At 65.3% G+C, this 11,939-nt stretch carries 14 protein-coding genes; 7 read left to right on the plus strand and 7 right to left on the minus strand.

The genetic code is table 11. From position 1 onward, the window contains the following. Positions 1–20: 20 nt before the first annotated feature. Complete coding sequence (locus tag GPJ75_RS25730; protein WP_163272809.1) at positions 21–1,160, minus strand: DUF2336 domain-containing protein; 1,140 nt, start codon at positions 1,158–1,160, stop codon at positions 21–23. 127 nt (positions 1,161–1,287) lie between these two features. On the opposite strand from GPJ75_RS25730, the gene GPJ75_RS25735 reads away from it, so the two are divergent. The 3 genes from GPJ75_RS25735 (at position 1,288) to GPJ75_RS25745 (ending at position 3,894) form a co-directional block, all read left to right on the plus strand. Further along, entirely contained in the window at positions 1,288–1,752 is a 465-nt protein-coding gene (locus tag GPJ75_RS25735) for a MaoC family dehydratase (protein ID WP_163272811.1), read from the plus strand. Beyond that, on the plus strand, positions 1,752–2,627 hold the full coding sequence (locus tag GPJ75_RS25740) for an HpcH/HpaI aldolase/citrate lyase family protein (RefSeq protein ID WP_163272813.1): 876 nt from the start codon (positions 1,752–1,754) through the stop codon (positions 2,625–2,627). The genes GPJ75_RS25735 and GPJ75_RS25740 overlap by 1 nt, the downstream gene beginning before the upstream one ends. Before the next feature lie 205 nt (positions 2,628–2,832). After that, positions 2,833–3,894 (plus strand): endonuclease/exonuclease/phosphatase family protein, encoded by a 1,062-nt coding sequence (locus GPJ75_RS25745; RefSeq protein WP_163272815.1) that lies wholly within the window; start codon positions 2,833–2,835, stop codon positions 3,892–3,894. Between the two features lie 48 nt (positions 3,895–3,942). Here GPJ75_RS25745 and GPJ75_RS25750 read toward each other — a convergent pair whose 3' ends face one another. Both GPJ75_RS25750 and GPJ75_RS25755 read right to left on the minus strand, forming a co-directional pair. Next, entirely contained in the window at positions 3,943–4,551 is a 609-nt protein-coding gene (locus tag GPJ75_RS25750; RefSeq protein WP_163272817.1) for a flavin reductase family protein, read from the minus strand. A 4-nt stretch (positions 4,552–4,555) separates the two neighbouring features. Next, on the minus strand, positions 4,556–5,116 hold the full coding sequence (locus tag GPJ75_RS25755) for a nitroreductase family protein (protein WP_425483192.1): 561 nt from the start codon (positions 5,114–5,116) through the stop codon (positions 4,556–4,558). Between the two features lie 122 nt (positions 5,117–5,238). On the opposite strand from GPJ75_RS25755, the gene GPJ75_RS25760 reads away from it, so the two are divergent. Then, positions 5,239–6,192 (plus strand): hypothetical protein, encoded by a 954-nt coding sequence (locus GPJ75_RS25760; RefSeq protein WP_163272822.1) that lies wholly within the window; start codon positions 5,239–5,241, stop codon positions 6,190–6,192. An 85-nt stretch (positions 6,193–6,277) separates the two neighbouring features. On the opposite strand, the gene thrS is transcribed toward GPJ75_RS25760, so the two are convergent. The 4 genes from thrS to GPJ75_RS25780 all read right to left on the minus strand — a co-directional run bounded on the left by thrS (position 6,278) and on the right by GPJ75_RS25780 (position 9,510). Continuing rightward, entirely contained in the window at positions 6,278–8,248 is a 1,971-nt protein-coding gene (thrS, locus tag GPJ75_RS25765) for a threonine--tRNA ligase (protein WP_163272823.1), read from the minus strand. A 187-nt stretch (positions 8,249–8,435) separates the two neighbouring features. Then, entirely contained in the window at positions 8,436–8,612 is a 177-nt protein-coding gene (locus GPJ75_RS25770; RefSeq protein ID WP_163272861.1) for a YegP family protein, read from the minus strand. 104 nt (positions 8,613–8,716) lie between these two features. Continuing rightward, entirely contained in the window at positions 8,717–9,061 is a 345-nt protein-coding gene (gene yidD / locus GPJ75_RS25775) for a membrane protein insertion efficiency factor YidD (protein ID WP_163272825.1), read from the minus strand. A 2-nt stretch (positions 9,062–9,063) separates the two neighbouring features. Further along, positions 9,064–9,510, minus strand: coding sequence for an iron-sulfur cluster assembly scaffold protein (locus tag GPJ75_RS25780; RefSeq protein ID WP_163272862.1), 447 nt, complete (start codon positions 9,508–9,510; stop codon positions 9,064–9,066). A gap of 242 nt (positions 9,511–9,752) precedes the next feature. Here GPJ75_RS25780 and folE point away from each other — a divergent pair, with 242 nt between their 5' ends. From folE to GPJ75_RS25795, 3 genes are all read left to right on the plus strand, one after another. Continuing rightward, the gene (gene folE / locus GPJ75_RS25785; RefSeq protein ID WP_163272827.1) at positions 9,753–10,418 is read left to right on the plus strand and encodes a GTP cyclohydrolase I FolE; all 666 of its coding nucleotides are present in this window, start codon (positions 9,753–9,755) and stop codon (positions 10,416–10,418) included. A gap of 3 nt (positions 10,419–10,421) precedes the next feature. After that, positions 10,422–10,835, plus strand: coding sequence for a phosphoribosyl-AMP cyclohydrolase (hisI, locus tag GPJ75_RS25790; protein WP_163272829.1), 414 nt, complete (start codon positions 10,422–10,424; stop codon positions 10,833–10,835). A 105-nt stretch (positions 10,836–10,940) separates the two neighbouring features. Then, positions 10,941–11,924: a patatin-like phospholipase family protein gene (locus tag GPJ75_RS25795; protein WP_163272831.1), complete on the plus strand. Its 984-nt coding sequence runs from the start codon at positions 10,941–10,943 to the stop codon at positions 11,922–11,924. Positions 11,925–11,939: the final 15 nt, after the last annotated feature.

The following is an 11,939-nucleotide window of genomic DNA, read 5'->3' on the forward strand; positions in this document are numbered from 1 at the left end:
CGTTTGGCCGAACCGCAGTGCTACGCCGCGGCCAGCGCAAGCGCTTGCAGGCGGGCGTTTTCGCGCAGGACGTCGAGGTGGATGCGCTTCAGGAGGGTGGCAAGGGCGGTGCGGTCGGCTTCGGTTCCCGCCATCGACGTTTCCAGCGCCTTCAGCATGTGCCAGGAAACCTCCTGCGGCCCTGCCGTGCGCTTGCCGCCCGCCACCTCGCGCCAGATCTGCAGCGCCGTGAGGATCGGTGCGTGGGCGGCCGGCTTCAGGCCGGCGCCGGAAAGCAGAGCGGTAAGCGCGGTGCTGCGGGCGCGGGACAGGAGCGCCTGCACGCGGGGGCTGCTCTGGCCCGCCAGCGCGACCAGTGCGGCGCCGAAGAAATCCACCTTGCCGTGCGCCACCGTGCGCACCAGGAAGCCCGAGGTGAGGTCGCCGCGCAGGCGCAGATGTTCAACCAGGGCGGCGTGTTCGCGGGGTTCGGTGCGGTCGATGAGGGTGATCGAGGCGCGGATGCAGGCTTCGCGTGCCAGCTTTTCGGCGCGCGCGGCGCCCATCAGCGCCTGGACCAGGGGGGCGGCCGAGAGCGCCTCGCCCACCCGCACGACAAGCATATGCCGGCAATCGGGCGGCAGGCGCCGGTCGGCGGCAAGGGCGGCGCGCAGGGCCGCGCTGCCGCCGTGGCGCTCGATCATGCGGCGGAAGCTGACGGCGGCGATCTCCGCGCCGTCGTTCTCCACCAGCGCCGTGCAGGCCTCGGCCGTGCCGACCTCGGCGAGCGCGGCCGAAAGCGCCATGGAGACCTGCGGCCGGCAGGCCAGAAGACGCTGAATTTCAGCTTCGCCCGTCGCCGCGCGGTCGACGAGATCGCTATCGGAAAGAAGCGGCGAGCGCACGAGGATGGGAGCGGCGACCTCGGGCTGGTCGTCGGCAAGCGCGGCGACCACCTGGGCGGGCGCGTGGCGGCTCAGCGAAAGCGTTTCGGAAAGCGCCAGCCGCACCTTGGCCGACGGGTCGTCCAGAAGCAGTGTCAAGGCGGCCTCGGCCGCCATACGGTTGTCGAAGGAAAGGTCGTTCTGGATATAGGCGCGCGCCAGCGCGGCCGCCGCCTCCGCCCGCTCGGAGACCTTCGCCGTCTCGACCCATTTCAGGAAATGCCGGATTGTATTCAACTGCCTGCCCCCGCCTGGAGATCAGGCTAGCGGCAATTCGTATAGGAATGGTTTACCATAATGCGCGCCTTGCCGGGCCGCGCGCCGGCGCCTATCAAAAGCATGTCGGAAGCCGGGAGAAGCAGAGATGGCGGGACTTTATCTGGAAGATTTCACGCCCGGGCACATCTTCAGGCATACGCTGCGCAAGACGGTCACGGAGAGCGACAACGTGCTCTTCTCCGTCATGACGCTGAACCCGCAGCCGCTGCACATCGACTTCGACTTCGCGGAGAAGACCGAGTGGGGGAAACCGCTCGTCAATTCGCTCTTCACGCTCGGGCTGATGATCGGCATTTCCGTACACGACACCACGCTCGGCACGACCATCGCCAATCTGGGGATGACGGAGACCACCTTCCCGCACCCCCTCTTCCACGGCGATACCGTGCGCGTGGAGACGGAGGTGAAAAGCGTGCGCGCATCGAAGTCGAAGAGCGACCGCGGCATCGTCGAATTCGAGCACCGCGCCTATAACCAGAACGACGTGCTGGTGGCCCGCTGCCTGCGCCAGGCGATGATCGTCAAGAGACCGGCGGAGGGCAGGTCCTGATGCGCTCGCTGCTGTTCGTTCCGGGCGATTCGGAAAGGAAGCTGGAAAAGGCGCTTTCGGTGGGCGCGGACGTGCTTATCCTCGATCTGGAGGATTCGGTGGCGCCGGGGCGCAAAGAGGCGGCGCGGCGGATAACGGCCGAATTCCTTGGCGCAAACGGGGACGCCCCTGCCCTCCTTTATGTGCGTGTGAACGCCCTGACGACGGGGCTGGCGGACGACGACCTTGCCGCCGTCATGCCGGCGCGGCCGGCCGGCATCATGCTGCCCAAGGCGGAGGGCGGGCAGGACGTGACGCGGCTTGCGGTGAAGCTGCGCGTTCACGAGGCGGAAAACGGCATCGAGGACGGAGCGACCGCCATCCTGCCCCTCGTCACGGAAACGGCTATGGCTGTCTTCGCGGCCGGCACCTATGCCGGCGCCAGCGCGCGCCTTTGCGGCCTCACCTGGGGGGCGGAGGATCTTTCGGCCGAGGTCGGCGCGCGAACGGCACGCGACGACGAGGGGCGCTTCACCGGTGTCTTCGCGCTCGCCCGCGCCACGGCGCTGCTCGGCGCGAGTGCGGCGGGCGTGCCCGCGGTCGACACGGTCTTCCCGAATTTCCGCGACGAGGCGGGGTTCACCCGGGAATGCCTTGAGGCAGAGCGCGACGGGTTTACCGCCAAGATGGCGATCCACCCGGCGCAGGTGCCGATCATCAACGAGGCTTTCACGCCGTCCAAGGAAGCGGTTGCGCAGGCGCGCCGGATCGTCGCCGCCCTGGAAGAGGCTGGCGAGGCGGGCGTCGTGAGCATCGACGGCGAGATGGTCGACCGGCCGCATCTCATCCGTGCCGAGCGCATCCTGGAGCGGGCGCGGCTGGCCGGGCGTGGCTGACAGCTAAAAGTGGTGCGGGCGCCCCTGCCCGTCTTGTCATCTCCTTATCGTGCGACTTCTGCTATCCTGCCGCCTCGCGCCGGCTACAGCGCCGTGCGTCCTTTAGGGCGCTGCAGAAGGACGCTGTAGGTTATTGATCGACGCATCGTGCTTTCCGAAAATCGATGCCGACTTTCGGGCCGATGCTGGATGGCAGGAGGGCGGTATGAACCTGAAACGGCTGAGCATCGGCACCTTCAATCTCTACAACCTCAACGAACCGGGCCTGCCCATCTACACGGACGCCGATGGCTGGTCGGACGAGCAGTACGAGCGCAAGATCGACTGGACGCAGCGCACGCTCCGCCAGTTGCGGCCGGATGTCTTCGGGTTTCAGGAGCTTTGGCACGCGGGCTCGATCACCCGGGCGCTGGAGGCCGCGGGGCTGACCGACGACTACGACCTCTTGGCGCCCGAAAATGCCGACGGCACCCGCATCGTCTGCGCGGCGATCGTCCGCAAGGGGCTTGTGGCGGGGGAAGCGGAGTGGATCGAGGCATTCCCCGAAAAGCTGGTCCTCAGAAGTTCGGGCGACGACCCGCAGACGCCGGCGATCGGCGTCAACATCGACAGCTTCTCGCGGCCTGTCCTGCACTTCCGCATCAGCCCGCGCGAGGACCACGAGCCCGTGCATGTCTATGTCTGCCACCTGAAATCGAAGGCGCCGACGAAGGTGTTCCGCGAGGACTGGTTCAACGCCGATCAGGAAACCTACAAGAAGCACCAGATAAACCTGGGGGCGGCGATCTCCACTATCCGGCGCACGGCGGAAGCCACGGCCCTGCGCTTCATGCTGACGGAGCAAATGAAGGGCACGCGCACGCCGGTGATCGTTCTGGGCGACATCAACGACGGGCAGCAGAGCAACACGGCGAACATCCTGACCGAGCAGCCGCGCTATCTCGTCGGCGATTCCATGGGCGGCGGCGACGTCAGCCTCTACACCGCGCAGACGCTGCAGGAATACCGCAGCACGCGCGACGTCTATTACACCCACATCCACCAGGAGATGATGGAGTCGCTCGACCATATCCTCGTCAGCGAGGAATTTTACGACAACAGCAGGCGGCGCCTGTGGATGTTCGACGGGATGACGGTCAACAACGACCATCTTCATTTCGACGATCACAAGGAGAGCGGCACCAACGACCACGGCGTCGTCTGTGCCACGTTCAAGCACAGGCCGATCAAGGCCGAGGCGCGGGAGATCGCGGAGGACGTGGGCTGAGGGTGTTCTGCTCGGAAGAAAGCGTCCGTTCCCAAAACGCGGAACGCTCTACCCCTCCTTCCAGCGCGGGCGGCGCATGGCGAAGGTTTCGGTCACGGCCGCGTAGTCCATGTAGCCGAGGCGGGCGAGGTTCTGGGCCTTGGTGACGTCGAAGAGGCCGTCGGTGAGCATGGCGTCGTCGATGTGAACGCCCACCACCTCGCCCGTGACCACGAACACGCCGGCGTGGTTTCCCTGAAGATCGTGCGGCTCCAGCACCTCCGTCACCTTGCATTCGAGAACGGCCGGGGCCTCGGCGACGCGCGGACAGGATATAAACCGGCAGGGGGCGGGTGTGAGCCCGGCGAGCTCGAATTCATCGATGCCGGGAGGCGCGTCGATGGCGGTCTCGTTCATCTTCCCGGCCAGAGCGAGGCTCACCAGATTGACGGCGAACTCGCCCGTCTGGCGGGCGATCGAGGCGCTGTCCTTCTCGCCCTCGGAGGAGAACCAGACGAGGTGCGGGTTCGAGGAGAAGGCGTTGAAGAAGGAATAGGGCGCCAGGTTCGGCCCGCCGTCCGGCCGGCGGGTGGAAATCCAGCCGATGGGCCTCGGCGCAACGATGGCCTTGAAGGGATCGTGCGGCAGGCCGTGGCCGTTGCGCGGTTCGTAGAACATGTCTTCAGCCTTCAAAGGGGCCTGCATAGTCGCCGACAAGGCCGGCAATGTCGGGGCGCGGCCGGTCCGGCGTGCCGCCGGGATGGCGGCCGATATGGACGAAACCCACAACGCGCTCATGGGGCCCGAGGCCAAGGATGCGGCGGCCGTCCTCGACGTTGGAATACCAGTTGGTGATCATGTTGGCGTGATAGCCGAGCGCGCCCGCCGCATGGATGAGGTTCATGGCCGCCATGCCGCCGGACAGGAACATCTCCCACTCGGGGATCTTGGGGCTCTCCTTGGGGCTGGAGACGACGCCGATCACCAGCGGCGCGCGGGAAAAGCGTGTCAGCTCCTGCGTGCGCCGTGCCTCGTTCAGCGGTCCCTCGCGCGCCTCCGCCAGGTTTGCCAGCATCTGCCCTACCCTTTCGCGCGCCTCGCCACGATAGAGGATGAAGCGCCAGGGCGTGAGCATCCCGTGGTCGGGAACCCGCGTGGCGACCTTGAGCATTGTCTCCACCTCGCCGTCGGAGGGCGCCGGGCCGGTAAGCTCGTGAATGGGCGGGGAACGGCGGGCGAGCATGAAGTCGATGACCTGCTGGTTCAAAAGTGAGGCTCCTTTTTGGGTGGGGACGCGGCGGAAGCAGCGGGCACATTGGCACCGGAGCCTTGAAATTGCCACCGCGTTGGGCTTCAAAGCAAGTCATGAGGTTTTTTGCCGGGCGATTCATCACAATTGTTGCAGCATCCCTTGCCGGGACGGCGGCCGTCGCCCAGGACGGCGCGTTTCCCGTGGAGGATATTGAGGTGCCGGGCCTGAGCAAATATGCGGCGCCGCAACGGACAGAGCCGCTGGCGCTGGCCGAGACCGGAGAGGTGACCGTTTCGGCGCAATTGATGGAGGGGGCCGAGGACATCCCGCGCGGCCTCGTCTGGCGCGTGTTCTCGCCGGAGCCGGGACAGGACGGCACGCTGCCGCTGGTGGCGACCGCCCAGGGAGGGACGAGCACCTTCATGCTGCCGCCCGGCGGCTATCTCGTGCACGCCGCCTACGGCCGCGCCGGCGCGACGAAGCGCATCACCGTCGGCGACCAGCCAAAAAGCGAGCGCCTGGTGCTCGACGCGGGCGGGTTGAAGCTCGACGCGGTGCTTTCCGGCGGGGTGCGCATTCCGCCCAAGAAGCTGCGCTTCTCCGTCTATGAGCACGAGCCGAACGCGACGGGCGAGCGCTCGCTCATCGTGCCCAATGTGCAGCCGAACGCCGTGGTGCGGCTCAACGCCGGCACCTATCACATCGTCTCCAACTACGGCGTCATCAACGCCGTCATCCGCGCCGACATCCGCGTGGAGGCGGGCGAACTGACGGAAGCGACGGTGGAGCACCGCGCAGCGCAGCTTACCATGAAGCTGGTGCGCGAGCCGGGCGGCGAGGCGATCGCCGACACGGCGTGGTCCATCCTCTCGGAGACCGGCGAAATCATCGCCGAGACGGTCGGTGCCTTCGCCTCCATGGTGTTGGCGGAGGGCGAATATACGATCGTGGCGAAAAACCGCGACCGCATCTACCAGCGCGATTTCACCGTGACGCCCGGCCGCAACCAGGATGTCGAGCTTTTGCCCGAAGACCTGGTGGAGCAGGTGAGCGAAATCACGGAATAGGCCGCCACGCCAGACCGCATGATCTTATCCGAAAACCGGCATCCACTTTTCGGGATCATGCTCTAATCGCGCAGCGGCCATCGGTTCAGCTCTTCGCGCGGCGGATATCCGGCGGCGTCGCTTCATCGGCGAGGCTCGCGACGGCCTCCTCGAGCGGCAGCGAGGTCTGGTCGCGGCTGCCCAGCCGGCGGACGTTCACCGTGCCCTCCTCCGCCTCGCGCTTGCCGCAAACGAGAATGACCGGCACCTTGGCGAGCGAATGTTCGCGCACCTTGTAGTTGATCTTCTCGTTGCGCAGGTCCGTTTCCACGACGAGCCCAGCACCCTTGAGCCGGCGCGCCACCTGCTGGGCATAGTCGTCGGCGTCCGAGGTGATGGTGGCGACCACCACCTGCAGCGGCGCGAACCACAGCGGAAAATGGCCGGCGAAGTTTTCCATCAGGATGCCCAGGAAACGCTCCATCGAGCCGCAGATGGCGCGGTGGATCATCACCGGCTGCTTCTTCTCCGAATCGGAATCGATGTAGAAGGCGCCGAAACGCTCCGGCAGGTTGAAATCCACCTGCGTGGTGCCGCACTGCCAGTCGCGCCCGATAGCGTCCTTCAGCGTGTACTCGAACTTGGGACCGTAGAAGGTGCCCTCGCCCTCGTTGATGCCGGCCTTGATGCGGCCGCCCGATTCGGCCTCCATCTTCGCAAGCGCCCGCTTCAGGATGTCTTCGGCGTGGTCCCACATGGCGTCGGTGCCGACGCGCTTTTCCGGCCGGGTCGCAAGCTTGACCACGACCTGCTCGAAGCCGAAGTCCTCGTAGACCGACATCATCAGATCGTTGATCTTGAGGATCTCCGCCTCGAGCTGCTCCTCGGTGCAGAAGACGTGCGCGTCGTCCTGGGTGAAGCCGCGCACGCGCATCAGCCCGTGCAGCGCGCCGGACGGCTCGTAGCGATGGACGGCGCCGAATTCGGCAAGCCGGATCGGCAGATCGCGGTAGGATTTGAGCCCGTGCTTGAAGATCTGCACGTGGCCGGGGCAGTTCATCGGCTTCAATGCAAAGACGCGCTGGTCCTCCGCCTCCTCGTCGGCGCACTGGACGGCGAACATGTTCTCCTTGTACCAGCCCCAGTGGCCCGAGGTCTGCCACAGCGCGTGGTCGAGCACCTGCGGCGCGTTGACCTCCTCATACTCGCCATCGAGCCGGCGGCGCATGTAGGAGACGAGGTTCTGGAACATGCGCCAGCCCTTGGAATGCCAGAAGACGACGCCCGGCCCCTCCTCCTGGAAGTGGAACAGGTCCATCTCGCGGCCAAGCCGGCGGTGGTCGCGCTTTTCCGCTTCCTCCAGCATGTGGAGATACTGGTCCAGCTGCTCCTGGCTCGCCCAGGCCGTGCCGTAGATGCGGGTGAGCATGGCGTTGTCGGAATCGCCGCGCCAATAGGCGCCGGCCACCTTCATCAGCTTGAAGGCATTGCCGATCTGCCCGGTCGAGGCCATGTGCGGGCCGCGGCACAGGTCGAACCACGCCCCTTGAGCGTAGACCTTCAGGTCCTCGCCCTCAGGGATCGCGTCGATGAGCTCGACCTTGTACATCTCCCCCTTCTCGCGGAAGACCTCTTTCGCCTTCTCCCGCGACCAGACCTCCTTGGTGAAGGGTTCGTTGCGGCCGATGATCTCGCGCATCTTCTTCTCGATCGCCGGCAGGTCGTCCGGCGTGAATGGCTCGTTGCGGGCGAAATCGTAGTAGAAGCCGTTCTCGATCACCGGGCCGATGGTGACCTGCGTGCCGGGATAAAGTTCCTGAACGGCCTCGGCCATCACATGGGCGGCGTCGTGGCGGATAAGCTCCAGCGCGCGCGGGTCGTCGCGGGTGACGATCTCGATCCGCCCGCCCTGCCCCACCGGGTCTGCCAGATCGCGCAGCTCGCCATCGAGCGTGTAGGCAACCGCCTTCTTGGCCAGCGATCTGGAGATCGATTCGGCAAGCTCGGCGCCGGTGATGGCGGCGTCGTATTCTCGGGATGAACCATCGGGAAAAACAAGGGGAATGGCGTGAGCCATGATCATGTCCTTTCTATCCAGTCCCGCATACGAGCGCGGGTGGTGTGGTCTATGGTCGGCGATGGCCGCGGGCATGCTCGGCATGCGAGCGGGCACGCGCGCTACATAATAGCAGAGCCGGCGCACGTAAAGGCTACGCTGCGCCGGCTCTCGATGCTTTGGAATTCAGGGTGGAAACCCGAAAGGCCTAGCTGTTGTCCTCGGTCGGCGCGTCCGGCCCGTTTTTCTTGATCGAGTCGATCGCGTTCTGCGCGCTCGCCTTGGAGGTGTATCCTTCCGTCGCGAAGATCACCTCGCTGTTGTATTTGAAGCGCACACGAAATTCGCCAGCCTTGTCCTTATAAATTTCGAACTTATGAGCCATGTCGGTCAATCCCTCTCCTAAGCTGCTCAACTCAACGAGTCGTAACTTGCCAGCAGCAGGCGAGCGTAACAAGAAGAAGATGGTCGTTTAACCAGGTATCGAGCTTAATCGCTCCGCGGCCTTGCCGACACGCGCCAGAAGCGCCAGGGCGTGTACCAGTGCAAATCCGCTTCCAGCGCCTCGGGCACGGGATCGATCCCGTGGGTGCCGCCTGGGCCGCAACGCATGAAGCGAAAAAGGCCCATCCAGCCGCCGGACCAAAGCCCGTGGCGGGCGATCGCCTCATAGGCGTATTCCGAGCAGGTGGGAAAATGGCGGCAGGAATTGCCGACGAAACCCGACAGGGTGAGCTGGTAGAAGCGCACGAGAGCCGTGCCGAACACGCGCCCGGGCGTTTTCGGCCAGGGGCCCCGCCAGTTGCGGGACAGTCTTGCAGGTGGCGCAGTCAACGCTACGCGGCCTTCTCCGCTCGCTTCTTCTCGATCTGGTCTATGCAGTCGACCACCGCGTCGAAGGTCAGCATGGTGGAGGCGTGGCGGGCCTTGTAGTCGCGCACGGGCTCCAGGTATTTGAGGTCGGCAAAGCGGCCGTCGGGCGGCGGGCCGTTCTCTTTCAGCATGCGCCGCATGGTCTCGCGCACGGCCCTCAATTCCTCGGCGCTGGCGCCGACGACGTTCCGCGCCATGATGGAGGAGGATGCCTGACCGAGCGCGCAGGCACGCACCTCGTGGGCGAAGTCGCTCACCACGCCGTCGGCCATCTTCAGGTCGACCGTCACCGTGGAGCCGCACAGCCTCGAATGAGCGGTGGCGCTTGCATCCGGCTCCGCCAAACGGCCGATACGGCCGATATTGCCGGCAAAGCCAAGAATTTTCGCGTTATAGACGTCGTCGATCATGAATTTCCGCCTGAGGGCGCAGACCAGGCATGGCTTGTCGCGCATATGCCTTTCATTCGCGCCCCGAACAAACTATATAATGATCGTATCCGGTTGAGGGCAAGAAGGGGTAAAGATGCTCTGCCCACCGGTGCCGCGAGCCGCTTTCGGGCGGGACTGTATACAGTTCCCAGAAAACCCGCGAAGGCTGTGAACCGTTCAACTCGTCCCTGCGTGACAGGGACTACGGGAGACGCCTCGTCATGGACGCAATTATCAAAAGCTTCCCGCCCCGTCCCGAATCGGACGTCGAGCAGGCCGCGAAGCACTATCTGGACAAGCCCGTTACCGACCGGCCGAGCCGCGAGGAGGCGGAGGCCGCCGTGCGCACGCTTCTGCGCTGGGCGGGCGACAACCCCGAGCGCGAGGGGCTGAAGGAGACGCCCGAGCGCGTGGTGAAGGCCTATCAAGAGCTGTTCTCCGGCTATGACCGGTCTCCCGTCGAGGAACTCGGCCGCACCTTCGAGGAGGTTGCCGGCTTCGACGACATGGTGCTTCTGAAGAATATCTCCTTCCACTCCCATTGCGAGCACCACATGGTGCCGGTCATCGGCAAGGCCCATGTCGCCTACCTGCCCAAGGGCAAGGTGGTCGGCCTGTCGAAGATCGCCCGCGTGGTCGACATCTACGCCCGCCGCCTGCAGACGCAGGAGGCCATGACGGCGCAGATCGCCACGGCGATCCAGGATGTGCTCAAGCCGCGCGGTGTGGCCCTGATGATCGAGGCGGAGCACATGTGCATGTCCATGCGCGGCATCCAGAAGCAGGGCTCGACGACACTCACCTCCACCTTCACCGGCGTCTTCAAGGAAAAGCCGGAAGAGCAGGCGCGGTTCGTCACGCTGGTCCGCGACAGCCGGAACGGCTGATCCATGCCGGGAATCACTTTTTCACCACCCTCCTCCGACAAAGGTGAACTCGAAGAAGGCGCGGCGTTCACGCCGCGTTTCGATGCCGATGGGCTGATAACGGCCGTCGTCACAGATGCCGGCGACGGCGGGTTGCTCATGGTCGCGCATATGAATGCGGAGGCGCTCTCCAAAACGCTTGAGACCGGCATTGCCCACTACTGGTCGCGCTCGCGCCGCACTTTGTGGAAGAAGGGCGAGACGTCGGGCAACGTCCAGTACGTCGAAAGTGTAAGCACCGATTGCGACCAGGATGCCGTGCACCTCATCGTGCGGGTCGCCGGCGATGGTGCAACCTGTCACACCGGACGGCGTTCTTGCTTCTACAGGAGTGTGAGTCTGGATCGCGATCGTCCCGTCCTCGTAGCAAAAAGTTGATGCTACTCATCCAACTGGCGGGGTGGCTTCGAATCGCAGCCGTGCTCATATTCATAAATTAGATACGACCCTGCGCCAGTATGGGGCCGGGACGAGGAGATGACGATGCTCGATCGCATACAGCATCGCGCGAAGCAGGAAGGGCTGGAGCCGGCCGCGCCGCCACCGCTTGCTTCGACGCCCGTGCCGCAGCCCGAGAAGCTGCCGTCGATCGCGCTCGCGCTGGGCGGGGGTGCGGCGCGCGGCTGGGCCCATATCGGCGTCTTGAGGGCGCTGGACGAGGCGGCCATCCCCATCGGCATGATCGCCGGCACATCCATCGGCGCGCTCGTCGGCGGCTGCTATCTGGCCGGCAAGCTGGACGAATTGGAGGAATTCGCCCGCTCCCTGACGCGCCGGCGCATCTTCGGCCTGCTCGACCTCAGTTTCGGCGGCAGCGGCCTGTTCGGCGGCATGAAGCTGACCAGCCGCATGGAAGAGCACCTGAAGGACGTGACCTTCACCGAATTGGTGAGACCCTTCGTGTGCGTGGCGGCGGAAATCCGCACCGGCCACGAGGTGTGGCTGTCCAACGGCTCGCTGATCACCGCCATGCGCGCCTCCTACGCGCTGCCCGGCGTGTTCGAGCCGGTGGTCTGCAACGGCCGCGTTCTGGTCGACGGCGCGCTGGTGAACCCGGTGCCGGTGTCGGTATGCCGCGCGTATGAGCAGCCGCTGGTGGTGGCCGTCAACCTGCACTACGACCTTTTCGGCCGCGCCGCGGTCATCAAGCATTCGGCCGACCTGCCGGATATGGAAGACAAGCAGCTGAACGGCAGGAAGACGCCGCTGGTGGTGGACAAGGGGCCGCGCCAGCGTGAGTCGCGCCTGGGGATCACCGGCGTCATGGTCGAGGCGTTCAATATCATCCAGGACCGCATCTCGCGGGCCCGCATGGCCGGCGACCCGCCCGACATGTCGCTGCAGCCCAAGCTCGGCCATATCGGGCTTACCGAGTTCTACCGCGCGGACGAGGCCATCAAGCTGGGCTATGACGCAACGAAGGCGCAGCTTCCGGAGCTGCAGCGGGTCTTGAGCGTGCTTGCCTAGGCCAGATCATCGTTT

Origin of the sequence: Chelativorans alearensis (assembly GCF_010993735.1) — a bacterium.
GTDB lineage: Bacteria > Pseudomonadota > Alphaproteobacteria > Rhizobiales > Rhizobiaceae > Chelativorans > Chelativorans alearense.

What these genes read in the sequence shown, in the direction of transcription:
- GPJ75_RS25735 (WP_163272811.1), top strand. Translation starts at nt 1,288, where the DNA reads ATGGCGGGACTTTATCTGGAAGATTTCACGCCCGGGCACATCTTCAGG.
- GPJ75_RS25740 (WP_163272813.1), top strand. Translation starts at nt 1,752, where the DNA reads ATGCGCTCGCTGCTGTTCGTTCCGGGCGATTCGGAAAGGAAGCTGGAA.
- GPJ75_RS25745 (WP_163272815.1), top strand. Translation starts at nt 2,833, where the DNA reads ATGAACCTGAAACGGCTGAGCATCGGCACCTTCAATCTCTACAACCTC.
- GPJ75_RS25750 (WP_163272817.1), bottom strand. Translation starts at nt 4,551, where the DNA reads ATGTTCTACGAACCGCGCAACGGCCACGGCCTGCCGCACGATCCCTTC.
- GPJ75_RS25755 (WP_425483192.1), bottom strand. Translation starts at nt 5,116, where the DNA reads ATGCTCGCCCGCCGTTCCCCGCCCATTCACGAGCTTACCGGCCCGGCG.
- GPJ75_RS25760 (WP_163272822.1), top strand. Translation starts at nt 5,239, where the DNA reads ATGAGGTTTTTTGCCGGGCGATTCATCACAATTGTTGCAGCATCCCTT.
- thrS (WP_163272823.1), bottom strand. Translation starts at nt 8,248, where the DNA reads ATGGCTCACGCCATTCCCCTTGTTTTTCCCGATGGTTCATCCCGAGAA.
- GPJ75_RS25770 (WP_163272861.1), bottom strand. Translation starts at nt 8,612, where the DNA reads ATGGCTCATAAGTTCGAAATTTATAAGGACAAGGCTGGCGAATTTCGT.
- GPJ75_RS25780 (WP_163272862.1), bottom strand. Translation starts at nt 9,510, where the DNA reads ATGATCGACGACGTCTATAACGCGAAAATTCTTGGCTTTGCCGGCAAT.
- folE (WP_163272827.1), top strand. Translation starts at nt 9,753, where the DNA reads ATGGACGCAATTATCAAAAGCTTCCCGCCCCGTCCCGAATCGGACGTC.
- hisI (WP_163272829.1), top strand. Translation starts at nt 10,422, where the DNA reads ATGCCGGGAATCACTTTTTCACCACCCTCCTCCGACAAAGGTGAACTC.
- GPJ75_RS25795 (WP_163272831.1), top strand. Translation starts at nt 10,941, where the DNA reads ATGCTCGATCGCATACAGCATCGCGCGAAGCAGGAAGGGCTGGAGCCG.